The 25,398-nt window shown below is 71.3% G+C and carries 25 protein-coding genes and 1 pseudogene; 5 read left to right on the top strand and 21 right to left on the bottom strand.

The annotated features are described in order from the left end of the window. Positions 1-173: 173 nt before the first annotated feature. Genes E9998_RS05135 through E9998_RS05115 form a run of 5 tightly spaced genes read right to left on the bottom strand, consistent with a single transcriptional unit; the run spans position 174 to position 3,594 of the window. The gene (locus tag E9998_RS05135; protein ID WP_136528631.1) at positions 174-896 is read right to left on the bottom strand and encodes a hypothetical protein; all 723 of its coding nucleotides are present in this window, start codon (positions 894-896) and stop codon (positions 174-176) included. 2 nt (positions 897-898) lie between these two features. After that, positions 899-1,579, bottom strand: a complete 681-nt coding sequence (locus tag E9998_RS05130) for a hypothetical protein (protein WP_136528630.1) — start codon at positions 1,577-1,579, stop codon at positions 899-901. A gap of 1 nt (position 1,580) precedes the next feature. Continuing rightward, a complete protein-coding gene (locus E9998_RS05125; protein WP_136528629.1) occupies positions 1,581-2,327 on the bottom strand; it encodes a hypothetical protein in 747 nt (248 codons plus the stop codon). Between the two features lie 2 nt (positions 2,328-2,329). Next, positions 2,330-3,205 (bottom strand): ATP-binding cassette domain-containing protein, encoded by an 876-nt coding sequence (locus tag E9998_RS05120; RefSeq protein ID WP_136528628.1) that lies wholly within the window; start codon positions 3,203-3,205, stop codon positions 2,330-2,332. Beyond that, on the bottom strand, positions 3,202-3,594 hold the full coding sequence (locus E9998_RS05115) for a GntR family transcriptional regulator (RefSeq protein WP_136528627.1): 393 nt from the start codon (positions 3,592-3,594) through the stop codon (positions 3,202-3,204). Before E9998_RS05115 ends, E9998_RS05120 begins: the two co-directional genes overlap by 4 nt. A 193-nt stretch (positions 3,595-3,787) precedes the next feature. Here E9998_RS05115 and E9998_RS05110 point away from each other — a divergent pair, with 193 nt between their 5' ends. Beyond that, complete coding sequence (locus E9998_RS05110) at positions 3,788-5,158, top strand: glycosyl hydrolase family 28-related protein (RefSeq protein WP_136528626.1); 1,371 nt, start codon at positions 3,788-3,790, stop codon at positions 5,156-5,158. Between the two features lie 61 nt (positions 5,159-5,219). Here the strand turns inward: E9998_RS05110 and E9998_RS05105 are convergent, their stop codons facing one another. From E9998_RS05105 to E9998_RS05095, 3 genes are all read right to left on the bottom strand, one after another. After that, positions 5,220-5,861 (bottom strand): response regulator transcription factor, encoded by a 642-nt coding sequence (locus E9998_RS05105; protein WP_136528625.1) that lies wholly within the window; start codon positions 5,859-5,861, stop codon positions 5,220-5,222. Further along, on the bottom strand, positions 5,827-7,107 hold the full coding sequence (locus tag E9998_RS05100) for a sensor histidine kinase (protein WP_136528624.1): 1,281 nt from the start codon (positions 7,105-7,107) through the stop codon (positions 5,827-5,829). The genes E9998_RS05105 and E9998_RS05100 overlap by 35 nt, the downstream gene beginning before the upstream one ends. 85 nt (positions 7,108-7,192) lie before the next feature. Continuing rightward, the gene (locus tag E9998_RS05095; protein WP_136528623.1) at positions 7,193-7,672 is read right to left on the bottom strand and encodes a VOC family protein; all 480 of its coding nucleotides are present in this window, start codon (positions 7,670-7,672) and stop codon (positions 7,193-7,195) included. Between the two features lie 118 nt (positions 7,673-7,790). Between E9998_RS05095 and E9998_RS05090 the strand changes: the two genes are divergently transcribed. The 4 genes from E9998_RS05090 to E9998_RS05075 all read left to right on the top strand — a co-directional run bounded on the left by E9998_RS05090 (position 7,791) and on the right by E9998_RS05075 (position 9,667). Next, positions 7,791-8,165 (top strand): iron chaperone, encoded by a 375-nt coding sequence (locus E9998_RS05090; RefSeq protein ID WP_136528622.1) that lies wholly within the window; start codon positions 7,791-7,793, stop codon positions 8,163-8,165. Between the two features lie 101 nt (positions 8,166-8,266). Next, positions 8,267-8,485, top strand: coding sequence for a hypothetical protein (locus tag E9998_RS05085; protein WP_136528621.1), 219 nt, complete (start codon positions 8,267-8,269; stop codon positions 8,483-8,485). A gap of 151 nt (positions 8,486-8,636) precedes the next feature. Continuing rightward, entirely contained in the window at positions 8,637-8,966 is a 330-nt protein-coding gene (locus E9998_RS05080; protein WP_136528620.1) for a DUF4190 domain-containing protein, read from the top strand. Further along, positions 8,963-9,667 (top strand): hypothetical protein, encoded by a 705-nt coding sequence (locus tag E9998_RS05075; RefSeq protein WP_136528619.1) that lies wholly within the window; start codon positions 8,963-8,965, stop codon positions 9,665-9,667. Before E9998_RS05080 ends, E9998_RS05075 begins: the two co-directional genes overlap by 4 nt. Positions 9,668-9,677: 10 nt before the next feature. Here E9998_RS05075 and E9998_RS05070 read toward each other — a convergent pair whose 3' ends face one another. From E9998_RS05070 to pyrR, 13 genes and pseudogenes are all read right to left on the bottom strand, one after another. Continuing rightward, entirely contained in the window at positions 9,678-11,600 is a 1,923-nt protein-coding gene (locus tag E9998_RS05070) for a primosomal protein N' family DNA-binding protein (RefSeq protein WP_136528618.1), read from the bottom strand. Between the two features lie 147 nt (positions 11,601-11,747). Next, entirely contained in the window at positions 11,748-12,941 is a 1,194-nt protein-coding gene (gene metK / locus E9998_RS05065; protein ID WP_136528617.1) for a methionine adenosyltransferase, read from the bottom strand. Between the two features lie 129 nt (positions 12,942-13,070). Next, on the bottom strand, positions 13,071-14,261 hold the full coding sequence (gene coaBC / locus E9998_RS05060; protein ID WP_136528616.1) for a bifunctional phosphopantothenoylcysteine decarboxylase/phosphopantothenate--cysteine ligase CoaBC: 1,191 nt from the start codon (positions 14,259-14,261) through the stop codon (positions 13,071-13,073). 10 nt (positions 14,262-14,271) lie between these two features. Beyond that, on the bottom strand, positions 14,272-14,544 hold the full coding sequence (gene rpoZ / locus E9998_RS05055) for a DNA-directed RNA polymerase subunit omega (protein ID WP_030156662.1): 273 nt from the start codon (positions 14,542-14,544) through the stop codon (positions 14,272-14,274). 88 nt (positions 14,545-14,632) lie between these two features. Beyond that, positions 14,633-15,244: a guanylate kinase gene (gmk, locus tag E9998_RS05050; protein WP_240037506.1), complete on the bottom strand. Its 612-nt coding sequence runs from the start codon at positions 15,242-15,244 to the stop codon at positions 14,633-14,635. Positions 15,245-15,264: 20 nt separating this feature from the next. Beyond that, positions 15,265-15,588: an integration host factor, actinobacterial type gene (gene mihF / locus E9998_RS05045; RefSeq protein ID WP_136528615.1), complete on the bottom strand. Its 324-nt coding sequence runs from the start codon at positions 15,586-15,588 to the stop codon at positions 15,265-15,267. A 148-nt stretch (positions 15,589-15,736) separates the two neighbouring features. Further along, entirely contained in the window at positions 15,737-16,654 is a 918-nt protein-coding gene (pyrF, locus tag E9998_RS05040; RefSeq protein ID WP_136528614.1) for an orotidine-5'-phosphate decarboxylase, read from the bottom strand. A gap of 84 nt (positions 16,655-16,738) precedes the next feature. Further along, positions 16,739-17,780, bottom strand: a pseudogene (locus tag E9998_RS05035) (quinone-dependent dihydroorotate dehydrogenase); the annotation flags it as partial. Positions 17,781-17,887: 107 nt separating this feature from the next. Continuing rightward, a complete protein-coding gene (gene carB / locus E9998_RS05030; RefSeq protein WP_136528612.1) occupies positions 17,888-21,217 on the bottom strand; it encodes a carbamoyl-phosphate synthase large subunit in 3,330 nt (1,109 codons plus the stop codon). Next, positions 21,210-22,358 (bottom strand): glutamine-hydrolyzing carbamoyl-phosphate synthase small subunit, encoded by a 1,149-nt coding sequence (gene carA, locus E9998_RS05025; protein WP_136528611.1) that lies wholly within the window; start codon positions 22,356-22,358, stop codon positions 21,210-21,212. The genes carB and carA overlap by 8 nt, the downstream gene beginning before the upstream one ends. Next, on the bottom strand, positions 22,355-23,650 hold the full coding sequence (locus E9998_RS05020; RefSeq protein ID WP_136528610.1) for a dihydroorotase: 1,296 nt from the start codon (positions 23,648-23,650) through the stop codon (positions 22,355-22,357). Before E9998_RS05020 ends, carA begins: the two co-directional genes overlap by 4 nt. After that, positions 23,647-24,567, bottom strand: a complete 921-nt coding sequence (locus E9998_RS05015; RefSeq protein WP_136528609.1) for an aspartate carbamoyltransferase catalytic subunit — start codon at positions 24,565-24,567, stop codon at positions 23,647-23,649. Before E9998_RS05015 ends, E9998_RS05020 begins: the two co-directional genes overlap by 4 nt. Then, positions 24,564-25,142: a bifunctional pyr operon transcriptional regulator/uracil phosphoribosyltransferase PyrR gene (gene pyrR / locus E9998_RS05010; RefSeq protein ID WP_275669494.1), complete on the bottom strand. Its 579-nt coding sequence runs from the start codon at positions 25,140-25,142 to the stop codon at positions 24,564-24,566. Before pyrR ends, E9998_RS05015 begins: the two co-directional genes overlap by 4 nt. Between the last annotated feature and the right edge of the window lie 256 nt (positions 25,143-25,398).

Below are 25,398 nucleotides of genomic sequence, written 5' to 3'. Positions count from 1 at the left end.
GGCGGTCGGCGTGAGGGGTCGGCGGGAGGTGTGGTGCGGGTCCGGGGCTCGCGCCGGTCCGGCGGCGGGACCGGTCCGGTGGCCAGGAGGAGTCCGGCGACGATGCCGGCCGCGACGCAGGCGGCCAGCACCATGACCGGGAACGGGACCAGGAGGCCGACGGTGCCCATCGCTCAGGCCGGCTTCGGTCGCATCGGGGCCCGGGCGAGCAGGGCGAGTGCGGCGAGGGCGACCGCGGCGGCGAGGGCGAGGTCGATCCAGGCGAGCGTGTTCTCGTCCACGGCGAGCGGTATCTCGATGAGGGTGCCGTCGCCGTCGGGGACCTGCTGGCCGAGGTTGACCGCGAGTGAGATGACGGCGGACCGGTAGACGGCGACGGAGATGAAGAGCGCGCTGACGAGGGCGCCGAGCCACCGGCGGCCGAAGCGGATCATCGCGGATCCGGCGGCGGCGCCGACGGCGAACCACAGGGCCGGGCGGGCCACCGAGTCGAACCAGCCGAGGCCGTAGAAGCCCGTGTGGTGCTCGACGCCGCGGAAGGTCGAGAAGAGCCCGATGACGGCGTTGCCGGCCTGGGTGAGCGCCGCGGCGGCGAGGACCGCGACGGCGCCGTAGAGGGCGAATGCGGCGATGAGCTCCTTACGGGTGAGGCCGTTGGCGATGGCCCGCGGGTAGGCCTTGTGGAGGTGGAGCCAGCCCGCGGCGAGCATGGCGGCCGGGATCACGAGGAGGGCCCAGACGGCGAAGTCCGCGTAGGCGCCGACTGCCGCGCGGTAGATCGCGGAGGCCGCGAGCAGCACGGCGAATCCGGCGACCGTCCAGAGTCCGAGGGTGCGGGCGGCGTCGGTCGCCAGGTGGGCGGCGAAGCGGTACTTGCGTTGCGTCAGCGCGGTCATGGTCAGGCTCCTCGGGGACGGATCGGCGCGGATCGGAGGGCGAGGTCGAAGGCCGCGGCGAGGGCGGCGAGGAGGACGAGGCAGGCGCCGGTCCAGAGCGGGAGGGCGTCGGCGAGCGGGGCGAATTCGAGGAAGAGCGCTCCGGTGTAGAGGGCGCCGGCCAGGATGAGGATGAGTCCGGCGGGGAGCGGTCCGGAGCCGAAGCGCAGGGCCGCGGCGGCGATGGCGGCGCCGCCGAAGAAGTAGATCGGCGTGATGAGCAGGTACCGGGTGCCGGCGAGGGCGGCGGCGCCCCAGGTGCCGTCGGGGTCGGCGACGGCAAGGAGCACGGCGTGCTCGGCGAGGAAGCCCCCGACGGCCACGACCACGCCGAGTGCGGTGGTGAGCGCGCCGAACACGCCGAAGGCGGCGATGGTCTCGCGGCGGGTGACGCCGAGGGCGAGGTGGACGGGCACGGCCGCGAAGAGCCTGATCCCGGCGGCGGCGCCCCACAGCCATTGCGCGATGGAGATCCAGACGGCCCAGACGCCGCCGTCGGGGGCGGCCCCGGTCAGGGCGAGCACCGCGGCGAGGACGAGGGACACGGCGACGCCGATGGCGAGCGGCCAGATCATCCAGCGCAGGGCGTCGAGGGAGAGGCGCAGGCCGATCCGGTAGCGGCGCTTGGCGAGTGCGTCGTCCATGTCAGGCCTGCTTGGCGCGGATCGCGCTGTCGAGGATGAGGCGGCGGGTGATCCAGGCGCCGAGGACGATGAAGGCGGCGGTGAGGACCGCGCCGATCCACGGGTCGACGTCGTCGGCGAGGCCGGTGACGAAGCGGACCATCCAGCCCGGCCCCCACGGTTCGCTGCTGCTGAGCAGGTCGTCGAGGGCGAGGCCGATCGGGATGACGGGGATGAGCACGAGCCAGCCGCTGTCGGAGCGGTAGATCGCGGCGCTGACGAGGGCGCCGCCGGTGAAGTAGAGGGCGAAGACCAGCGGGTAGTGGGCGGCGAACTCGAAGGCGTGGCCGTAGGACTCCAGCGGCAGCGGGGTGTCCTGGTCGATGCCCTGGGTCCAGTCGAGGAGCCCGTAGTAGGCGTGCTCGACGAGGAACCCGGCGATGGCGACCAGGCCCAGCGCGGCCGACCACAGGAGGCCGAACAGGCCGGTGGCGGTGGCGAGCTCGCGGCGGGTGACGCCTTGGGCGATCATCGTGGGCATCATCGTGTAGAGGAAGCCGCCGCCGACGATGGCGGTGCAGATCTTGCCGACGTTGGCCGCGTGGTACCAGCCGGACTGGCTGACGTCGGCCCACTGGCCGATGATGAACGGCACCAGGAACGCGAGGACGACGGCGGCGACGATCCACCCGGCGAAGTACTTGACGCCTTCGGTGAACATGCCCAGGCCCAGTCGGTAGCGCCGGGCGGCGAGGGAGAGGTCGGACATGGCTACGCTCCGTTCCGGTCGGGGTTGGTCAGGTGGATGAAGAGGTCCTGGAGGCCGACCGGGCCGATCTCGACGCCCGCCGCGGCGGCGCGGGCGCGCAGGTCCGCGTCGAGGGCGGCGACGGTGGCGCTCTTGGTGCCGCCCAGGCGCTGCTCGGCGAGGAGTTCGAGGCCTTCGGTGAGTTCGTCGACCCGGTCGGCGGCGCCGGTGAGGGTGGCGCCGCGCCCCTGGAGGGTCTCGACGGGCTGGTGGACGAGCACGCGGCCGCGGTCGACGATGACGACCTCTTCGAGGTAGTTGGCGACCTCGTCGATGAGGTGGGTGGAGAGGACGACGGTGTGCGGACGGTCCATGTACTCGGCGAGGAGCTCCTTGTAGAACGCGTCCCGCGTGGGGGCGTCCATGCCGAGGTGGACCTCGTCGAACATGGTCAGCTCGGCGCGGGCGGCGAGGCCGGTGACGGCGGCGAGGACCGAGCGCTTGCCGCGCGAGAGCTCGCGGACCTTCTTCTTGAGCGGCAGCTCGAACTTGTCGGCGAGCTTGGCGGCGTAGTCGGGGTCGAAGCTCGGGCGCAGTTCGCCGCTGGCGAGGACGTCCTTGACGGTGTCGGCGTCGTCGAAGTCGCCGCCTTCGCGGACGAGCGCGACGCGGGAGACGACGGGCGCGTTCTCCCAGACCGGCTCGCCGCCGACGAGGACGTCGCCGCCGGTGGGGCGGCGGAACGCGGCGATGAGGCTGAGCAGACTGGTCTTGCCGGCGCCGTTGCGTCCGAGCAGGCCGTAGATCTTGCCGGCTTCGAGGGTCAGGTCCACGTCGGCGAGGGCGTCCGCGTCACCGTACTTGAGGGTGACGTCGCGGAGGTTGACGGTGAAGCTCATTGGAGGGCGCCTTTCTCGGTCTGGGCTGCGGCTTCGTCTTGACTGGCCCGCAGGTAGTCGATGATGTCGGTCAGGGGGATGCCGGCCTGGCGGGCCTCGCGGACCAGCGGCGCGAGGACGCGCTCGAAGAACCGCTCGCGGAAGTCGGCGGCGAGGCGGTCGCGGGCGTCGTCGGCGACGAACATGCCGACGCCCCGCTGCTTGTAGAGGACGCCCTCGTCGACCAGCTCCCGGAACGCCTTCTGGGCCGTGGCCGGGTTGATCTGGTAGAACGCCGCGTATTGGTTCGTCGACATGACCTTGCCTCCCGGTTCGAGCGAGCCGTTCATGATCTCGGCCTTGATCTGGTCGGCGATCTGCCGGTAGATCGGCGTGCCGTCATCGAACATCTCGCCTCCTTCGGTCTAGAGTTTCGGTTGGTCGGTTCAGAGGTTCATTACTTGACTAATGAACCATAGCACGAAGAGCCCCGCCACCGTCAACCCCGCTCCCCCGCCGACCGTTGCCAGTGCCGGTGTGATTGCCGTAACGTGTTGCGCGGCAATCGATGCCGACAACAACAGACCAATAAGGGAGCACCCCATGCCCGAGGCACGACCCGGTCCCGCCGACCCGTCCCGCCCCATCAGCCGACGCGCGTTCGGCCTCGGCGCCGCGGGCGGCGCCGGCGCCCTCGCCTTCCTCGGCGGCGCCCCCGCGCACGCCCAGAGCGCCTCGAACACCGACCCGGCCGAGTACAGCGTCGACGTCAAGTCCTACGGCGCGGTCGGCGACGGGGTCACCGACGACTCGGACGCGATCCGAGCCGCCGTCGCCGCAGCGCTCACCCAGCGGCGCTCGGGCATCGTCCGCAAAGAGGTGTTCTTCCCGCCCGGGGACTACCGGATCACCAAGAAGGACACGCTCATGTGGTCCCCGACCACCGGCAACGCCGACCAGGTCTTCGGCCTGCGCTTCCGCGGCTGCGGGCCGCGCGTCACGAACGTCAAATTCGACACCGCGTTCGCCGCCAGCGCCGACCCGCGCGAGAACAACCTCATCACCGCCGCGGTCCGCCTGCGCTACACCTACTTCGAGGGCATGAGCTTCACCTCGACCAACCCCGCCAACAACTTCGCGTACTACTGGTCGGTCGACTCCCTCGCGGGCACCCCGACCTACCCCGAGTACGGCAACGGGCAGAACCAGTACTTCGTGTACCGCGACATCGAGTGGAAGGGCTCCTGGAACCGCGTCATCGGCATCGACGGCGACAAGGAGGCGAACAACAACAGCGAGCACCACTTCGTGCTGTGCTCCACCGACACCGTCTCGCGGTACACCGACGCGTTCCTCACCTGCGGCGTGACCGACCCGGCCGGGAGCAAGCAGCAGGACCAGTTCCTCAACTACTTCGTCCAGTCCTGCAACTTCGCGCTGGCCGGGGGCGACTTCTTCAAGTTCAACCGGGGCGGCTCGATCAACGTCTACGGCGGTTCGTGGTCGATGGTCGGCACGAGCGCGGCCCGGTACTTCGTGCTGCCGTACACCGCCGACGGGGACACGACCGCCGCGCGGCTCAACGTCAACGGGGTGCGGTTCGAGCCGAAGAAGAGCCCCGACCAGAAGGTCATCGACTGCGGCTGGAACCGCGGCACGGTCACCTTCACCTCGTGCTCGGACATCGCGGCGATCCAGGAGGCGAGCGCGTTCTACAACACGCACCGCTACAGCGGCGAGGGCGGGCGCATCCCGATCGTGCGCTACCAGGACTGCGTGCTCGGCGGGTACCACCTGGTCGACGCGGCGGGAACCTCGCTCCAGAACGGCAAGATGATCTACGAGGGCTCGCGTTTCCACCACTCGAACACGGCGGTCGGCACGGCCGGGAGCACCGCGTTCCTGCGTTACGCGTCGGCTCCGGCGCGGTACGCCTTCCGCGACGGCTGGAACACGGCCGACGCCGAGGGCTGAGGAGGCGACGGGGCGGGGGACGGCGCCTCCGCCCCGCGGTCGGATGCGGCGGACGGGGTCCTCAGACGAGGCCGCCTTCGTAGGCGGCGATGACGGCCTGGGTGCGGTCGCGGACGGCGAGCTTGGTGTAGACGCTGCTCAGGTGGGTCTTGACGGTCTCGCGTCCGAGGAAGAGCTCGGCGGCGATCTCGGCGTTGGACAGGCCGCGCGCGGCGAGGGCGAGCACTTCGCGCTCGCGATCGGAGAGGTCGCCGATGCCTTTGGGGGGCTTGCGGGTCGGTGCGGCGGCGGCGAGGCGGCGGACGGCTTCGGGGAACAGGAGCGCGTCGGTGCGGGCCACGAGGCGCACGGCGGCGAGGAGGTCTTCGAGGCGGGTGCGTTTGAGGAGGAACCCGTCGGCGCCCGCGCGCAGGGCCTGCCACACGTAGTCGTCGTTGTCGAAGGTGGTGACGACGAGGATCTTGGGCGGGTCGGCGAGTTCGGACACGATCCGAGAGGTCGCCTCGATGCCGTCGACCTTCGGCATCCGCACGTCCATGAGCATGACGTCGGCCTTGCCGGAGCGGGCGATGGCGACCGCGTCGATGCCGTCGGCGCCTTCGGCGACGACGTCGAGGTCCGGTTCGGCGCCGATGACGGCGGCGAACCCGGAGCGGATCAGGGCCTCGTCATCGATCAGGGCGATGCGCAGCGGAGCGGTCATCCTCGGCCTTTCGGGTGTCGGTGGGAACGGTGGCGCGGACGGTCCAGGCGCCGGCGGTCCAGGCGGCCTCGGCGGTCCCGCCGAGCACGGCGGCGCGCTCGGCCATGCCGATGAGGCCTCTGCCGCCGGCGCGCCCGCGCGGCCTGCGGGCGGCGGGGCTGGTCACGGTGATCGTCGCTTCGCGTTCACCGATGTGGACGGTGACGTCGGCGCGGGGCTCGTCGGCGTGGCGGATCACGTTCGTCAGCGCCTCCTGCACGATCCTGTAGGTCTCGCGTGAGGCGATGCGGCCCAGGGCGTCCCGGTCGCCGGTGACGTGGAGTTCCACCGTGGCCCCGGATTCGGCGGCGAGCGTTTCGAGGTCGGCGAGGTCGCGCTGCGGGCCGCGCGAGCGGTCGCGGTCCTCGCGCAGGGCGCCGATGACGGCGTCGAGTTCGGCGAGCGCGCCGCGGGCGGTCTCGCCGACGGCGCTCATGGCCTGGGCGGCGAAGTCCGGGTCGGCGGTGATGACGCGGGCGGCGGCCTCGGACTGGATGACGACGACGGAGAGGGCGTGGCCGACCGAGTCGTGCAGTTCGCGGGCGATGCGGTTGCGTGCGGCCAGGCGGGCGGCCTCGGCGCGGGAGGCGGCGAGCCGGTCGGCGGCCCCCTGGCCGAGGAGGCCGGGCGCGAGCGCCCGCATCCCCGCGGTGGCGAGGGCGATGGCGCCGATGAGCCCGGCGAGGAACAGCGGGCCGGTGACCAGGCCCCATTCGACGAGACCGCCCGAATACAGCGGCGGCGCGTCGTCGAGGACCCCGACGGTCAGGAGCGCGCCGTTGTAGAACAGGTAGACCGCGAAGGGCACCAGGGCGAGCGTGAGGCCCGAGAGGAGGCCGCCGACGGCGGCGTGGAGGGTGAACCAGCAGCCGGTGCGCCAGCGCGAGTTCCAGGTGTCGTCGTCGGTCGGAGAGGCGAACTCGGCGCCCAGGAGGCGCCGGGCGGCGGTGCGCTCGACGTCGCGGTCGGGCAGCAGGAGCGAGGCGGCGGCGACGAGCGGGAGGACGCCGAGGTAGACGAGCGGCGAGAGGATGCCGTCGAAGCCGCCCGAGGGGTCGGACCAGTTGTAGAGGACGGCGCCGACCATCATGAACGGCATCATGAGCGCCCCGCCGAGGATGATCCAGACCCAGCCGCGGTAGGTGGCCCTGGACCAGAGCGGGGCGAGGAGGCGCATGGGGCCATTGTGCCAGCGGCGGGAGCTCATGGTTCCAGCGTGGCCGGTCGCGGGCCCGGGCGCCTCCCCCGAGGGCCGGGCGCCGGTCCCCCGTCCGGGGGACCGGTCCGCGCCCTCAAGCGCCCTCGTAGGCGTCCTTGAGGGCCTGGAGGTCGATCTTCTTCATGGCGTACATGGCGTTGACGGCGCGCACGGCGCCCTCCTTGTCCTCGCCGCCGACGTACCGGTCGGCCTGGGTGGACCAGATCTGCCAGTTGACGCCCCACTTGTCGGCGATCCACCCGCACTGGATCTCCTTGCCGCCGCCGTCGAGGATCGCGTCCCAGAAGCGGTCGATCTCGGCCTGGTCCTCGCAGTTGACGAGGAGGGACATGGCGTGGTCGTGCTTGGCGGAATTATCGCCGTTGATGGCCGTGAAGGACTGCCCGGCGAGGTCGAAGTTGACGACCATGGCCTGCCCGGGCGTCCCGTGGGCGTCCTCGATGAACGGGATGGTGCTGGTGACCTTCGCGTCGTCGAAGAGGGTGAGGTAGAAGTCGACGGCCGCTTCGGCGTCCCCTTCGTACCAGATGTTGGTGACGATCTTCTGCGGCATGGCGCGGTCCTTTCGAGCGGCGGTCTTCGTGTGGTGCCGGTACGGCGATTGCATCAGTTGAGACGAGCCGGCGAGCCGAAACTCGTCGGTTCGGGCGCTTCGGCGCTAGGTTTCGGGGATGGTGCAGAGCGATGCCGAGACCGTGGACGCCTACCTGGCCGGGCTCCCCGAGGACCGCCGCGAGGCGATGGGCGCGATCCGCGACGCGTGCCGGGAGGCGATGCCGGGGTTCACGGAGGTCATGGCGTACGGGATGCCGGGGCTCTCGCGGGACGGCACGGCCGGGGGCGTCGAGATCGCCTTCGCGTCCCAGAAGCGGTACATATCGTTCTACCTGCTCCGCACGGACGTGCGGGCGGCGTTCGAGGAGCGCCTGGCGGGCCGCGACATGGGCAAGGGCTGCCTGCGCTTCAGCAGCCCCGCACGGGTCGACCTCGACCTGGTCCGCGACCTGGCGGCGGCCACGGCCGCCTCCGGCGGCCGGGTGTGCTGAACGACCGGCGCTCGCCTCACGTCGTTCCCGAGCGGCGGTGGTATACAGGTACGGTGAGCGACGAAGGACGAGGACGACTGCGAAACGCCTTGGCGGCATTGATGTTCCGAGCCCAGGCCCTCACCGTATTCGGCTACATGGGCGTCGCCTCCCTCATCGGCGTCGAGGCCCTCATCGTGGTCCTCGGCTTCACCACGGTCCTCCCCATCGCCATCCCCTTCCTCCTCATCGCGGCCGCGGCCGCCTACTTCCTCCGCGAACGCCTCCGCACCCTCTGGACGGGCCTGCGCACCCGCCTCAGCCGCGACACGAACGGCTGACCCCTCAGGCCCGCGCTGCCATCGGCGCCACCCGCACGAAACCCCTTTCCGCGATCCGCGACAATGGACCCTGTTCGCACGAACCCCTCGCGACACCCCCGCCCCGCCCCGGCGGCCCCCTCGAAGACGCCCCCTCGAAGACAAGGACCCCATGAGCCCTGACGACGTGCCCTCCCCCGACCCCGAAAACCCCTCAGAACCGCCCGCCTACCCCGTCTACCCGCCCGTCCCCGGCGAAGGCGCCCCGCATCCGGGCACCAACGGCATGGCCATCGCCTCCCTGGTCGTCGGCATCGTCGGCCTCTGCTTCTGCTTCGGCTTCATCGCCATCCCGCTCGGCAGCGCCGCGAGGCGCAGGATCGAGACCACCGGCCAGTCCGGCGACGGCCTAGCAATAGCCGGCATCGTCCTCGGCTGGCTCTCCGTGGGCTTCATCGCCCTCCGCATCCTCAGGCTCATGGCCGACGGCCCGGGCCTGTGACCGACGAACAGCAAGAACCGGACTCGCACCCCGAGCCCGCTGCACCCGCCACGCCGCCCGACCCGGTGCGACGGTCCCTGACCGCGGGCCTCGCCCCGCTCCCCGAACCCGTCCCCGGCGCCAGGCTACGCAAAGGCCTCCTCATCGCCCTGATCGCGGTCGTCGCCGCCGCGGGCGTCGTCTGGCTGTTCGTCAGACCCGACGACCCGCGGCCCGAATGCTGCACCGAGACCTCCGCGGTCGTCGAACCCGAGACGGGCCTGACCTATCCGCTCCCGGAGGGCTGGTACGAGTACAAGGGCGTCGAGTTCATAGAGGACGTCACGTCGGGAGCCCGAACCGAAACCGATGAACCGATCGCGCAGATCTGGACGTTCGTCATTCCGGACTGGAGCGGCGACCCGAAGGCGACGGCGGAGGAGTCCGCGCGAATCACCACCGGCATCTTCTACGCCGCAGTCCCCGAGGAATGGGAGTTCCTCTCCTCTGAGACCCGGACCATCGGCGGCACCGAGGCCTACGAGGTCTCCTGGGTCGTATCGCACCCGCGCTACGAGGAGTCGGCCTACGGGCGCCTGCTCCAGATCCCGTCCGAGGACGGACTGTCGGCGCGGTTCCTGTTCAGCCTGGCCTATCCCGACGACGAGGCGCTCCGCGACGAGGTCGACTGGATCTTCGCGAACGCCTCGCTGCACCGATAGGGGCTGCGGGTCAGGCGATCTCGCGGGGGTCGATCTGGATGCGGACCTGTTCGGTCTTGGCGGCCGAGCGGGCCGCGGCGGCCTTCGCGAGGAAGGCGGCGAGGGCCGGGCCGTTGCGGCGGCGGACTCGTAGGAGGAGGCGCTCGGTCCGCTCGTCGACCGGGATCGGGCCGATGACCTCGGCGTCGAGGTCGGCGGGGAGGTCGGCGGCGAGCTTCTCGGCCTCGCCGTTCGGGCCTGTCAGGGCGGCGAAGCGCATGACCGGGGGGAACCCCAGTTCGGCGCGGTCGTGGAGTTCCTGGGTCGCGAACCAGGCCGCGTCCCAGCGGATGAGCGCCTGGACGACGGGAAGGCCGCCGTCGGCGGTCACGACCGCCGTCCCGGTCGGCGCGCACAGGGCGACCGCGTTCATCCAGATCCGCAGGGCCTCTTCCGAAGCGGTGAGTTCGGCGCGTGTGAGCTGAGCCCAGGTGTCCACTAGGAGCACCGCACCGTAGCCCTGCGGCGCAAGGGGTTCGACGCCCGGGGTGGACACCACGAGGCGGGGCCCGGGCGGGATCGCGTCCAGGCGTTCGGCCGCGTTCGACTCGACCACGTCGACGCCGGGGAAGGCGCCGGCCAGCTCCTCGGCGGTGCGGGCGGCGCCGATGACCACCGCGCGCATCCGGGTCGAACCGCATTCGCCGCAGCGGTAGTCCTCGTCCACGCGGCCGCACCAGGTGCACACCGGCGGGCGCCGCGGGCCGGTCAGTCGCAGCGGCCCGGTGCACGCCGTGCACATCGAACGTGTGCGGCAGCGCTGGCAGGACACCGCGGGCACGTAGCCGCGGCGCGGGACCTGGAGCAGCACCGGCAGGTCGGCGTTCAGGGCCTTGCGGGCGGCGTCCCAGGCGACGGTGGGCAGGCGAGCGGTGGAGCTCGACGGGTCGGCGGCCAGGTCGGCGTCGTCGCCGATCGGCACGACGCGCGGCGAGGCGGCGCGCAGCGCCTCGCGGTGGGCGTGCGCCGAAACCGCCCAACCGGTCTCCACCAGCAGTTGGGCCTGGGCGGTGCGCGCGAAACCGCCGACGACGCAGGCGGCGCCGGCGAGTTCGGCGCGGGTCAGGAGCACCTCGCGGGCGTGCGGGTGCGGGGCGTGGAGGCTGATGAGGTTCTTGTCGCCGTCGTCCCAGACGGCCACCAGGCCGAGGTCGGCGACCGGCGCGAACATGGCGACCTGCGTCCCGGCGACCACGCGCACCTCACCGCGCAGCGCCTTGAGGAAGGACCGGTACCGCGGGGTCGGGCCCATCGCGTTCGACAGCGTCACATGCCGATCGGGGCCGAGCGCCGCGGTGAGGGCCTTGTCGAGGCGTTCGAGGTCGTACTGGTCGGGGACGACGAGCAGCGCGCCGCGACCGGCCGCGGCGGCGGCGCCCGCGGCCTCGGCGAGGCGCGCGGCCCAGTCCTCGCCGGGCACGGCGTTCCAGGCGATGCGGGCTTCGCGGCCGCCGCCCACCGCGCGTAGGAATGCATCGCCGTGGATATATCTATTCCAGTGAGTGCCGACCGGGGCGCCCACGGCGAGCGGTTCTGCGGCGGGCTCCTTCTCGACCCGGACCTTGCGTTCGGGCAGGGCCAGGCGCAGGACGTCGGCGAGGTTGCCCGCGTAGCGGTCGGCGATCCGCCGGGCGAGCGTCGCGACCTCGGGCGCGAGCACCACACCGGGCGGCACGACCTCCAGGACCGGCAGGACCTTCCCGGGGAACTCGGTGCGGTCGCGCATCTCGATGACCGTGGCCTTGAGCCTGCGGCCGTTGAAGCGGACGACGACGCGGCAGCCGGGGCGCACGTCGCCCCGCAGCTCGACCGGGACGCGGTAGTCGAAGAGCCTGTCCAGCTGCGGCAGCGGCTGGTCGACGCAGACCGCTGCGATCGCCGGGTACTCGTCCATCCGGTAAACGTACCGGTCCCCACCGACGCCGGGGCGCCGCACGGCCGCGCCGGTGGGATCGCCGCCGTGACGTCGCCCGAGCGGCACCGGAAACGCGCGAACCCTCGCCGCGATGCGGCGAGGGCTCACGTGTTCGCTTGCGGGCCTTCAGTTCACGGCTTCCTTGAGCTCGGCGGCGCGGTCGGTCGCCTCCCAGGTGAACTCGGGCAGTTCGCGCCCGAAGTGGCCGTACGCGGCCGTCTTCGAGTAGATCGGGCGGATGAGGTTGAGGTCGCGGATGATCGCGGCCGGGCGCAGGTCGAACACGTCGAGCACGGCGCGCTCGATGCGCGCGGGGTCCACGGTCCCGGTGCCGAAGGTGTCCACCGCGATGCTCACCGGCTTGGCCTTGCCGATCGCGTAGGCCACCTGGACCTCGCAGCGCTCGGCGAGCCCGGCGGCGACCACGTTCTTGGCGACCCAGCGGGCCGCGTACGCGGCCGAGCGGTCGACCTTCGACGGGTCCTTGCCGGAGAAGGCGCCGCCGCCGTGGCGGGCGTATCCGCCGTAGGTGTCGACGATGATCTTGCGGCCGGTGAGGCCCGCGTCGCCCATCGGGCCGCCGATCTCGAAGCGGCCGGTCGGGTTGACCAGGAGCTTGTAGTCGGCGATGTCGAGGTCGAGGCCGGAGACGACCGGCGCGATGACGTGCTCGGCGACATCGGGTGCCAGGAGCGAGTCGAGCGAGATGTCGGGGGCGTGCTGGCTGGAGACGACCACGGTGTCCAGTCGCACGGGGCGGTTGCCGTCGTACTCGATGGTGACCTGGGTCTTGCCGTCCGGCCGGAGATAGGGGACGGTGCCGTCCTTGCGGACCTCGGTGAGGCGCTGGGAGAGCCGGTGCGCCAAGGCGATCGGCAGCGGCATGAGCTCGGGGGTCTCGCGGCACGCGAAGCCGAACATCAGGCCCTGGTCGCCCGCGCCCTGGAGGTCGAGCTCGTCGTGGCCTTCGGCGTCCACACGGGACTCCCAGGCCTTGTCGACGCCCTGCGCGATGTCGGGGCTCTGGCCGCCGATCGAGACGTTCACGCCGCACGAGGCGCCGTCGAAGCCCTTCTTGGAGGAGTCGTAGCCGATCCGCAGGATCGTGTCGCGCACGATCCGGGGGATGTCGGCGTAGGCATGGGTCGTGACCTCGCCGGCGACGTGCACCTGACCGGTGGTGATGAGGGTTTCGACCGCCACCCGGCTCCCGGGGTCCTCGCCCAGCAGGGCGTCCAGGATCCCATCGGAGATCTGGTCGGCGATCTTGTCCGGGTGGCCCTCGGTGACCGACTCGGAGGTGAACAGGCGACGTGCCACGGCACTCCTCAACACTTCCACGCCGCCAAGCGGCGCACTTCGACTGACTTCGCAGCTCACAAGTCTATGCGCTCACGATCCTCCCACCAAGTCGGCGCGCAGGCGCCGGGCGGTGTCCGTGGCGTCCACTCACCGGGAGTCGCGCGGCCCCAGCGCAGCTGAGACGGCGTCCCAGATCGCGTCGGCCACCGATTCCTTGGAGGCGTCGACGAGAGCGTCGACTTCGCCACGTTCGTCGAAGATCGTGACCGAGTTCTCGGCGGCGCCGAACACGGCTCCGCCCGAGACGTCGTTGAGCACCACCAGATCGGCGCCCTTGGCCTCGCGCTTCGCCCGCGCGTGCTCGGGGCCGTCGTGGGTCTCGGCCGCGAAGACGACGAGCACCTGGCCCGGGGCCTTCGCGCGCCCCACCGCCGCCGAGATGTCCGGCGTCGAGGTCAGCGCGAGGTCGATGTCGCCCTTGCGCTTGAGCTTGCGGTCCGAGGCCGTTTTGGGCGTGAAGTCGGCGGGCGCGGCGGCGAGCACCGCGGCGTCGGCGCCGACGGCGGCCTTGACGGTGGCCTCGTACAGCTCGCCGGTGGTCCCCACGCGCTCCACGGCGATCCCGGCGGGCAGCGGGGCGTCGATGTGCGCGGCGATGAGGCGCACCTCGGCCCCGCGGGCGGCGGCCGCGGCGGCGATCGCGATGCCCTGGCGCCCCGAGGAGTGGTTCCCGATGAAGCGGACCGGGTCGATCGGCTCGCGGGTGCCCCCGGCGGTGACGAGCACCTTGCGGCCGACGAGGTCGCGGGCCGGGGAGGTCAAGAAGCCCTTGAGCAGGGCGAAGAGCGATTCGGGCTCGGGCAGGCGGCCGGGGCCGGTGTCGGCGCCGGTGAGGCGGCCCGAGTCGGGCTCGACGACGTGGGCGCCGCGCTCGCGCAGCGTCGCGACGTTCGCCCTGGTGGCCGCGTGCTCCCACATCTCGGTGTGCATCGCGGGCGCGAAGACCACCGGGCAGGTCGCGGTCAGCAGGGTGCTCGTGAGCAGGTCGTCCGCGCGGCCGTGGGCGGCGCGGGCGAGGAGGTCGGCGGTGGCGGGGACGACGGCGACGAGGTCGGCGCCGCGGCCGAGCCGCACATGCTTGACCTCGGCGACGTCCGAGAACACGCCGGAAGCCACCCGGTGGCCCGACAGGGCCTCCCAGGTGGCTTCACCGACGAACTCCAGCGCCGCCGCCGTGGGGATCACGGTCACGTCGTGACCGGACTCCTTGAGCAGGCGGAGCAGGATGCAGGCCTTGTAGGCGGCTATGCCGCCCGACACGCCCAGGACGATGTTCAAACGTGCGGCCCTACGCCTCGGGGTCGTCGAAGGCCTTCGTCTCAAGGAGGCCCTTGTCGAGTTCGCGCATGGCGATCGACAGCGGCTTCTCCTCGGGCGTGGTCTCGACGAGCGGGCCCACGTACTCGAGCAGGCCTTCGCCCAGCTGCGAGTAGTAGGCGTTGATCTGGCGCGCCCGCTTGGCGGAGTAGATGACCAGCTGGTACTTCGACTGGGCCTTCTCCAGCAGATCGTCGATCGGCGGGTTGGTGATGCCGACCGGGTCGGCGACAGTCCCTGACACGTGTAATCCTTCGTGTGCGACTCGTGGTGCTCAGTGGCTCCGGGCGTGCTGAGCTGAAGTGCGGCTCGCGGGCCTCACCTTGGCGAGGCTATTTGCGGCTCGACGGCGATGCCGACGCGAGGGCCGGAGAACTGAGCAACTCTACCAGCTCGGCGGCCGCCTGCTCGATCGACACGTTGGTGACTGTGTGATCGAACTCGGCCTCCGAGGCCAGCTCGGAACGGGCGGCCTCCAGGCGGCGCGCGATCGTGGCCTCGTCCTCGGTCCCCCGCCCGGTGAGGCGGCGGACGAGTTCGTCCCACGACGGCGGGGCCAGGAAGACCAGTTGGGCGTCGGCCATGGCCCGGCGGACCTGGCGCGCGCCCTGCAGTTCGATCTCCAGCAGCGCCGGGAGTCCGGCGCGCAGGCGCTCCTCGACCGGGCCGCGGGGGGTTCCGTAGAGGTTCCCCGCGTAGGAGGCCCATTCAAGGAACTCCCCCGCGGCGATCATCGACTCGAACTGCTCGGTCGACACGAAGTGGTAGTCGGCGCCGTCGACCTCACCCGGGCGCGGCTTGCGGGTCGTGCAGCTCACGGAGAGCCAGACCCACGGGTAGTACTCCTGGATGAGGGCCTTGACGCTGCCCTTGCCGACTCCGGACGGGCCGGAGAGCACCGTCAGGCGCTGAGCGAGGGCTGCGTGGTGACGATCGATGCTCACGCGACTACTACTACCCGAACTTAGGCCTGGTCGCCCTTGAATTCATCCAAAAGCGCGGCGCGCTGGTGCTCGCCCAGGCCGCGCAGGCGACGGGAGTCGGCGATCTTCAGCTTCTCCATGATCTGGGTGGCGCGCTTGTCGCCGATGCCCGGGAGGGCCTTGAGCACGGCCGAGACCTTCATCTTGCCCGAGATGTCGTCGGTGGCTGCGGACTTGAGGACCGCTTCCAGGGTGGTCTCGCCCGACTTCAGCTTCTCCTTGAGCAGGGCGCGGGCCTTGCGGGCGGCTGCCGCCTTCTCAAGGGCTGCGGCGCGCTGTTCCGGAGTCAGTTTAGGGAGCGGCACGGGGTCTCCTTGCAGTCGTGGTTTTCGTCCCTGTGGACCTTGACGTGCGGGTATCGGTGAAGCATACCCAGCTCGGGAACGGTAACCCCAGGGTCCGACACGCCTGCGACCGGGGGTGGGGCATTTTTCGGACCGGGTTATCGGCGGTTTATTCCCCCATCGCGGCGCGGCATTCCTCCTGCAACGCCTCGACGGCGGTGCGAATGCTCGCCGCAGCAGGCCCCGGCTGTGCGATTTGTCGAGAATAGGACGGGATTGCGAAGTTCATGGCCGGGCCGAGGACGCGCGGAAGATCACTCGGACGCCCGCCCTGGGTGCCCATGCCCGGAACCAGGATGGGGCCGTTGAACTGGGAGAGGTCGTGAGCGGAGTCACGTTGGCTCACGGTGGTGTGGGTGATTCCGTAAGTCGACTCACGCAGGCGGGCGTCCCCCTCGGTGGCGCACGCGCCGATGGTGGCGCCCACGACGATGCCGAAGGAGCCCATCGGCTCGGCGTCGCGGTTGTGCTCGTTCACCTCGTCGATGACGCCCTGGGCGACCGACTTGCCGTCCAGTCGGCGGGCCTTCTGCACCTGCTTGCCCTCCGGGTTCGAGGTGCGGGCCAGGACGAACACGCCCTTGCCGTGGGCCGAGGCGAGGTCGAAGGCGGGCTGGAGCGAGCCGGTGCCCAGGAAGGGGCTGACGGTGATCGCGTCGACCGCGAGGGAGGAGGCCGGGTCGAGGTACGCCTGCGCGTACGCGGCCATCGTGGAGCCGATGTCGCCGCGCTTGACGTCGAGGATGACCAGCGCGCCCGCGCGGCGGGACTCGGCGATGACGCGTTCGAGCAGGGCGATGCCGCCCGAGCCGAAGCGCTCGAAGAACGCCGACTGCGGCTTGACGAAGGCCACGTGCTCGGTGAGGGCCTCGACGAGGGTCATGCAGAAGCGCTCCGCCCCGTCGAGGTCGTCGTCCAAGCCCCAGTACTGGAGGAGCGCGCCGTGGGGGTCGATCCCGGCGCACAGTGGGCCGCGCACCTGGGAGAGGTGGTAGGCGCGGGCGCCGAATTCCTTGCTGGCAGGCATTGGTTCGCTTCTTTCGGTTCGGAGGTGCGGGAGCCGGCGGTTCGGGCTCTCAGGTTCGGGTCGGGGCGCGGTGGCGGCGCTTGGCGGGGTTCTTGAAGCGGCGCACGCTGCCGCGGACCAGGCCGGGGCCGTTGTAGACGAGGCCGGAGTAGATCTGGACGAGGCTGGCTCCCGCGTCGAACATGGCCTGGGCGTCGTCGGGGGTCATGACGCCCCCTGAGCCGATGATCGGCAGGCGCCCGCCGGTCTCGCGGTGCACGAAGCGGACGATCTCGCGGGAGACGGCGGTCAGGGGCCTCCCGGACATGCCGCCGGGCTCGGCCGCCACGGCGTCCTCGCTGGGGTCGACCCCGTCGCGTCCCAGCGTGGTGTTGGTGGCGATGACCCCGGCGACCCCGGCTTCGAGGCAGACCTCCAGGAGCTGGGACATCGCGGACTCGGTGAGGTCGGGGGCGATCTTGACCAGGACCGGGCGCTGTGCCCGGCCCGCGGCGAGGCGCTCGCCCTCGACGCGCAGGGCGCCGAGCAGGTCGCGCAGGGACGAGGCGTCCTGGAGCTGTCGCAGGCCCGGGGTGTTGGGCGAGGACACGTTGATCGCGAAGTAGTCGGCGAAGGGGTAGAGGAAGCGCATCGACTGGAGGTAGTCCTCGATCGCGCCGTCGAGCGGCACGGCCTTGGACTTGCCGATGCTGATGCCCAGCGGGCAGTCGACGGCCGGTGCGGCCGAGAGCCGCGCGGCCAGCGCCTGCGCGCCGTCGTTGTTGAAGCCCATGCGGTTGACGATGCCCTGGGAGCGGGGCATGCGGAACATGCGCGGCTTGGGGTTGCCGGGCTGGGGCTGGGCGGTGACGGTGCCGATCTCGGCGAAGCCGAAGCCGAGGGCGGGCCAGGCGCCGACGGCGATGCCGTTCTTGTCCATCCCGGCGGCGAGGCCGACGGGGTTGGGGAAGGGCACGCCGAAGACGGTGACGGGGGCGCTCGGCCGGTTGACCTTGATGAGCGCGTTGCGGACCTGCCGTTGTTCGGACAGGCGGACGAGCCAGCGCAGGGTGGACTCGTGCGCTCGCTCGGCGTCCCCGCGTGCGATCCGGAACAGGACCGGGCGGGCCAGATTCTGATACAGCATGGTCATTCCTGTATACGTCAATTCACCGGGTGAGCGACACCGACACTGGTGCCTCGTCGCTCACCCGGTGGGGTTGTCATTCTCGTCGCTCCGGTTCCGCCGCCGCCTCAGGCCGCGACGGTCTCGGCGCCGCGGAGGCGGCGGTGGAGCGCTTGGAGGGAGGCCACGCGGATCTCGCCTCGGGAGGCCGATTCGATGGCCTGGACGGCTGCGGCGGCGCCTTGGATGGTGGTGACGCAGCTGACGTCGGCGACGACGGTGGCGGATCGGATCTCCCAGCCGTCGGTGCGGGGTCCAGTGGAGGCCGAGGGCGTGGTGATGACCAGGTCGATCTCGCCGGAGGCGATGAGGCTCACCGCGTCGGGCACGCCCTCGCCCTTGGCGCCGCTGTGGCGGGCGACGGGGGTGAAGTCGATGCCGTGGCGTTTGAGGACGAGTCCGGTGCCCTCGGTGGCGTAGACGGTGAAGCCGAGGTCGACGAGGCGGCGGACGGGGAAGACGATCGAGCGCTTGTCGCGGTCGGCGACGGAGACGAAGATCTTCCCGGAGGTGGGGAGCTTGCCGTAGACGGCGAGCGTGGCCTTGGCGAAGGCGAGGCCGAAGGTGGCGTCGATGCCCATGACCTCGCCGGTGGACTTCATCTCCGGGCCGAGGACGGCGTCGATGCCGGAGCCCTCGACGGTGCGGAAGCGCTTGAAGGGCAGGAGGACCTCCTTGACGCTGATGGGGTCGTCGGGTCCGGCGTCGGAGCCGTCGCCCTCGGGCACGAGGAGGCCTTCCGATCGCAGTTCGGCGATGGTGGCGCCGAGGGCGATGCGGGCGGCGGCCTTGGCGAGCGGGACGGCGGTGGCCTTGGAGACGAAGGGCACGGTCCGGGAGGCGCGCGGGTTCGCTTCGAGGACGTAGAGCTGCTCGTCCTTGAGGGCGTACTGGACGTTCATGAGGCCGCGGACGCCGATGCCGAAGGCGAGCTTGGCGGTGTAGTCGCGGATCTGCTCGATGACGCCGGCGCCGAGGGTGATCGGCGGGAGGGCGCAGGAGGAGTCGCCGGAGTGGACGCCGGCCTCCTCGATGTGCTCCATGATGCCGCCGAGGTAGAACTCGGTGCCGTCGCACAGGCAGTCGACGTCGATCTCGACGGCGTCGTCGAGGAAGCGGTCGATGAGGATCGGGTGCTCGGGGCTGGCCTCGGTGGCGCGGGAGATGTACCCGGCGAGGGTGTCCTCGTCGTAGACGATCTCCATGCCGCGGCCGCCGAGGACGTAGGAGGGGCGCACGAGCACGGGGTAGCCGATCTGGGCGGCGACCTCGCGGGCCTCCTCGTAGGAGAACGCGGTGCCGCCGGCGGGGGCGACGAGGCCGAGTTCGTCGAGGAGGCGGCCGAAGACGCCGCGGTCCTCGGCGTTGTCGATGGCCTTCGGGGAGGTGCCGACGATGGGCAGGCCGGCGCCTTCGAGGCGTTCGGCGAGGCCGAGGGGGGTCTGGCCGCCGAGCTGGACGACGACGCCGATGACGCCGGGGCCGCCCGCGGCCTTGCCGGACTCGTGTTCGGCGTGGAAGACCTCGGTGACGTCCTCGAAGGTGAGCGGCTCGAAGTAGAGCCGGTCGGCGGTGTCGTAGTCGGTGGAGACGGTCTCGGGGTTGCAGTTGACCATGATGGTCTCGTAGCCGACCTCGCGCAGGGCCTGGACGGCGTGGACGCAGGAGTAGTCGAACTCGATGCCCTGGCCGATGCGGTTGGGCCCGGAGCCGAGGATCATGACCTTGGGCCGGTTGGAGGGCTCGACCTCGGTCTCGTCCTCGTAGGTCGAGTAGTGGTAGGGCGTGTGGGCCTCGAACTCGGCGGCGCAGGTGTCGACGGTCTTGAAGACGGGGCGCAGGCCGAGCCTGTGGCGCAGGCGGCGGACGCCGTCCTCGCCGGCGAGTTCGGGGCGCAGGGCCGCGATCTGGGCGTCGGAGAACCCGGCGCGCTTGGCGCGGCGCAGGAGCGCCTCGTCGACGACGGCGGCGGCCTCGATGCGGTCGCGGAGGTCGATGAGCTGGGAGACCTGGTCGAGGAACCAGGGGTCGATCTTGCAGGCCTCGTGGACTTCGGCGACGGTGGCGCCCAGGCGCAGGGCGCGCTCGGCGGTGTAGAGGGTGCCGTCGTGGGCGGTGCGGAGCGCTTCGAGCGTGTTCTCCAGGGTGGCGCCCTCGGGGTCGGGGCGGGTCCAGAAGCCGGCGGCCTTGGTCTCGGTGGAGCGCAGGGCCTTCTGGAGGGCCTGCTGGAAGGTCCGGCCGAGGCTCATGGCCTCGCCGACGGACTTCATGGTGGTGGTGAGGACCGGGTCGGCGCCGGGGAACTTCTCGAAGGTGAAGCGCGGGACCTTGACGACGACGTAGTCGAGGGTGGGCTCGAAGGCGGCGGGGGTGGCCTTGGTGATGTCGTTGGGGATCTCGTCGAGGGTGTAGCCGATGGCGAGCTTCGCGGCGATCTTGGCGATCGGGAAGCCGGTGGCCTTGGAGGCGAGCGCGGAGGAGCGGGAGACGCGAGGGTTCATCTCGATGACGATCATGCGCCCGTTCGCGGGGTCGATGGCGAACTGGATGTTGCAGCCGCCGGTGTCGACGCCGACTTCGCGCAGGATGGCGATGCCGACGTCGCGCATGTGCTGGTACTCGCGGTCGGTGAGGGTCATGGAGGGGGCGACGGTGACGGAGTCGCCGGTGTGCACGCCCATGGGGTCGACGTTCTCGATGGAGCAGACGACCACGACGTTGTCGTTGCGGTCGCGCATGAGTTCGAGTTCGTACTCCTTCCAGCCGAGCACGGACTCCTCGATGAGGACTTCGGTGGTGGGGGACTCGGCGAGGCCGTTGCCGGCGATGCGGTCGACGTCCTCCCAGGTGTAGGCCATGCCGGAGCCGAGGCCGCCCATGGTGAAGGAGGGGCGGATGACCACGGGGAGGCCGAGGTCCTCGACGGTGGCGCGGACCTCGTCCATGGAGTGGCAGACCGCGGAGCGGGGCACTTCGCCGCCGACGCTGAGGACGACGTCCTTGAACTGCTGGCGGTCCTCGCCGCGCTGGATGGCGTCCATGTCGGCGCCGATGAGTTCGACGCCGTACTTCTCGAGGATGCCGGCCTCGTGGAGGCCGACGGCGGCGTTGAGGGCAGTCTGGCCGCCGAGGGTCGCCAGGATCGCGTCGGGCTTCTCCTTGGCGATGATCTGCTCGATGACCTCGGTGGTGATCGGCTCGACGTAGGTGGCGTCGGCGAACTCGGGGTCGGTCATGATCGTGGCCGGGTTGGAGTTGACGAGGGTGACGCGCAGGCCCTCCTCGCGCAGGACGCGGCAGGCCTGGGTGCCGGAGTAGTCGAACTCGCAGGCCTGGCCGATCTGGATCGGGCCGGAGCCGATGACGAGTACGTGCTTGATGTCGTCGCGCTTAGGCATCTGCCTTGGCCCCCTTGGCGTCGTTGGAGCGCACGGTGTCGATGAGTTCGACGAGCCGGTCGAACAGGTAGTCGGCGTCGTGCGGCCCGCCGGCGGCCTCGGGGTGGTACTGGACGGAGTAGGCGGGCGCGTCGAGGCAGGTGAGGCCTTCGACGACGTCGTCGTTGAGGCACACGTGGCTGACCTGGACGCGGCCGAACTCGGTCTCGAAGAACTCGCCGCTCTCGGGGGGCGCGAGGGCGAACCCGTGGTTGTGGGCGGTGATCTCGATCTTGTTGGTGTGCCGGTCGAGCACGGGCTGGTTGATGCCGCGGTGGCCGAACTTGAGCTTGTAGGTGTCCAGGCCGAGGGCGCGCCCGAGGATCTGGTTGCCGAAGCAGATGCCGAAGACCGGGACGCGGCGGCGCAGCAGTTCGCGGGTGACCGAGATCTGGTGGCCGGCGGTGGCGGGGTCGCCGGGGCCGTTGGAGAGGAACACGGCGTCGGGGCCGTCGGCGAGGAGCTCGTCGACGCTCGCGCTCGCGGGGAAGACCGTGGTGGTGATGCCGCGCTCGGCGAGGCGGCGGGGGGTGTTGCGCTTGATGCCGAGGTCGACGGCGGCCACGGTGTAAGCGGCGGTGCCCTTGGCCTCGTACGTGTAGGGCTCGGCGGTGGTGACGGCGGGGACGTGGTTCGCGCCGGCCATCTGCGGGGAGGCGAGGACCCGGGCGAGCAGCTCCTCGGCGTCGGTGGTGCGCGAGGAGATGCCCACGCGCATGGCGCCGGCCTCGCGCAGGTGCCGGGTAAGGGCGCGGGTGTCGACCTCGCAGATGCCGACGACGCCCTGGGAGGCGAGTTCGTCTTCGAGGCCGCGCTTGGCGCGCCAGTTGGAGGCGAGGCGGGAGGGGTCGCGCACGACGTAGCCGGCGACCCAGATGCGGCGGGACTCGTCGTCCTCGTCGTTCCAGCCGGTGTTGCCGATCTGGGGGGCGGTCTGGGCGACGACCTGCCCGTAATAGGAGGGGTCGGTGAGGGTCTCCTGGTAGCCGGTCATGCCGGTGTTGAAGACGGCCTCGCCGAAGGTCTCGCCGACGGAGCCGAAGGCCTCGCCGCGGAAGACGCGGCCGTCCTCGAGGACGAGGATCGCTGGTGCTCGGCTCATTGGATCTCCTCTGCGATGGTGCCGTTCAGCACGGTGGCGCGTCCCCGGAGGAACGTCGCCTGGACGGTGACCGGGAGCGTCATCCCGGCGTAGGGGGTGTTGCGCGACAGGGACGCGAGGTCGGCGGGGACGACGGTCCAGGACGCGGCGGGGTCGACGAGGGTGAGGTTGGCCTCGGCGCCCGGTTCGGGGTCGCGGCCGTGGGCGTCGAGGCCGGCGATGCGGGCGGGCGTGCGGGAGGTGCGCTCGGCGAGGAGGTCCCAGTCCACTTCGGTGGGTCCGCCGAGGGCGAGGACGCTGATGGACAGGGCGGTCTCCAGTCCGAGCATCCCGGGGCGGGCCGCGGCCCACTCGCAGTCCTTGTCCTGCGGGGCGTGCGGCGCGTGGTCGGTGGCGACGGCGTCGATGACGCCCTCGGCGAGGGCGGCGCGCAGGACGGCCACGTCGGCGTCGCGCCGCAGCGGCGGGTTGACCTTGTAGACCGGGTCGTAGGTGCGGGCCGACTCGTCGGTGAGCAGCAGGTGGTGCGGGCAGACCTCGGCGGTGACGTTCGCGCCGCGGGCCTTGGCCTCGCGGATGATGTCGACCGAGCGGGCCGTGGAGACGTGGCAGAAGTGGACGCGTGCGCCGGTGTACTCGGCGAGGAGCACGTCGCGGGCGATGATGGCCTCTTCGGCGACGGCGGGCCAGCCGGGCAGGCCCAGTTCGGCCGAGACGGCGCCCTCGTTCATCTGGGCGCCTTCGGTGAGGCGCGGCTCCTCGGCGTGCTGGGCGACGAGTCCGCCGAAGGTCTTCACGTATTCGAGGGCGCGTCGCATGAGGACCGGGTCCCACACGCAGTGGCCGTCGTCGGAGAACATGCGCACCGCGGCGGCGGAGTGCGCCATCGCGCCGATCTCGGCGAGCCGCTTGCCTTCGAGTCCGACGGAGACGGCGCCGATGGGCTGCACGTCGGCGTATCCGGCGGCGCGGCCCAGGGCCGCGACCTGCTCGACCACGCCGGCGGTGTCGGCGACCGGATAGGAGTTCGCCATGGCGCACACGGCGGTGTAGCCGCCCTTGGCGGCGGCCCGCGTTCCGGTGTAGACGGTCTCGGCGTCTTCGCGACCGGGTTCGCGCAGGTGCGTGTGGAGGTCGACCAGGCCGGGCAGGAGCACCAGGCCGTCGGCGTCCACGACGCGGGCGCCGGGGGCGGAGAGCGAGCCGGTCTCGGCGATGCGGCCGTCGCGGATCAGGACGTCGGCGCGGCCCCTGCCGAGGAGGTCGGCGCCTTTGATGAGCGTGTCGGTCACCGGGTTTCTCCGTTCGTCAGCAGCAGGTAGAGGACGGCCATGCGGACCCAGACGCCGTTGGTCACCTGCTCGGTGATGGTGGCGCGGGGCGAGTCGGCGACCGTGGCGGCGATCTCCATGCCGCGGTTCATCGGCCCGGGGTGCATGACGATCGCGTGGTCGGGCAGGAGCGCGAGGCGCCGCTCGTCGAGGCCGTAGAGGCGCGCGTACTCGTTCGCGGTGGGGAAGAACGCGGCGTTCTGGCGCTCGCGCTGGACGCGGAGCATCATGACCGCGTCGGCGCCCTTGAGGCTCGCGTCGAGGTCGTAGCCGATCTCGACGGGCCAGCCGTCGATGTCCTTGGGCAGCAGGGTGGGCGGGCCCACCAGGCGCACGTTCGCACCGAGTTTGGACAGCAGCCAGACGTTCGAGCGGGCCACGCGCGAGTGGAGGATGTCCCCCACGATCGCGACGGTGCGGCCCTCGACGCCGCCGAGGCGGCGCCGCATCGTGTAGGCGTCGAGCAGGGCCTGCGTCGGGTGCGCGTGGGTGCCGTCGCCGGCGTTGAGCACCGCGCCGTCGAGCCACTCGGTGAGCCGCTGCGGGGCCCCGGCGGCCGGGTGGCGGATGACCACCGCGTCGGCTCCCATGGCCTGCAAGGTGAGGGCGGTGTCGCGCAGGCTCTCGCCCTTGTTGACGCTGGAGGTCTTGGCCGCGAAGTTGACGACGTCGGCGCTCAGACGCTTGGCCGCGGTCTCGAAGGAGGTGCGGGTGCGCGTGGAGTCCTCGTAGAAGAGGTTCACGACGGTGCGCCCGCGCAGCGCGGGGAGCTTGGGGACCTCGCGTCCGGTGACAGCGTCGGCCATCTGCTGCGTGACGTCGAGGACGAGCTCGGCCTCCTCGCGGCTGAGGTCGCTGGTGTCGAGCAGGTGTCTCATCGCTCCCGGCCTCCGGTCAGGACCACCGCGTCGAAGCCGTCGTACTCCGTCAGGCGCACGGCCACGTTCTCGTCGCGGGCGGTGGGGATGTTCTTGCCGACGTAGTCGGCGCGGATGGGCAGCTCGCGGTGGCCGCGGTCGACCAGGATCGCGAGCTGGACGCTGGCGGGGCGGCCGAGGTCGTAGAGCGCGTTGAGCGCGGCGCGGACGGTGCGCCCGGAGTAGAGGACGTCGTCGACGAGGATGACCCGCTGGTCGTCCACGCCGCCCGGCGGCAGCTCGGTCGGGCCGAGCGCGCGGAGCGCGTTGCGGCGCAGGTCGTCGCGGTACAGCGTGATGTCGAGGGTCCCGGCGGGGACGTCGAGGTCGGCGAAGCGCCTGATCCGGTCGGCGAGGCGCCCGGCGAGGGCGACGCCGCGGGTGGGGATGCCCAGGAGCATGGTGTCGGGGGCGCCCTTGGTCTTCTCCAGGATCTGGTGCGCGATCCGGTCGAGGATGCGGCCGATGTCGTCGGCCGCGAGGATGTGCTTGCCCGACGGGTCTTCCTCGTTCTGCCTGAGGGCAGGGGAAACCACGCGAACCTCCTTCTCCGCCTCACTGGACGGTCTGTTAAAGAACGGTTTCGTCGCGGGCCATACTACGTCGCCGGTGACGGAGCGTAAAGACGGATCCCAAAAGCATGACGTCATTACGGGCGTTGATGACTGATTTAGTAGAGTTTGCACGGCGGTCGCGAAGGTCTCACGCGACGAAGAACACTGTTTGGGGGCACCCCAACGGCCGATGGTCACCGACCGTAGTCAACAATAGGATTCCTCTCGTACCGAAAAT

The organism is Glycomyces paridis, from assembly GCF_004912155.1.
GTDB lineage: Bacteria > Actinomycetota > Actinomycetes > Mycobacteriales > Micromonosporaceae > Glycomyces > Glycomyces paridis.
The sequence above is the reverse complement of the archived record's forward strand: the minus strand, read 5'-3'. Positions and strand labels throughout refer to the sequence as shown.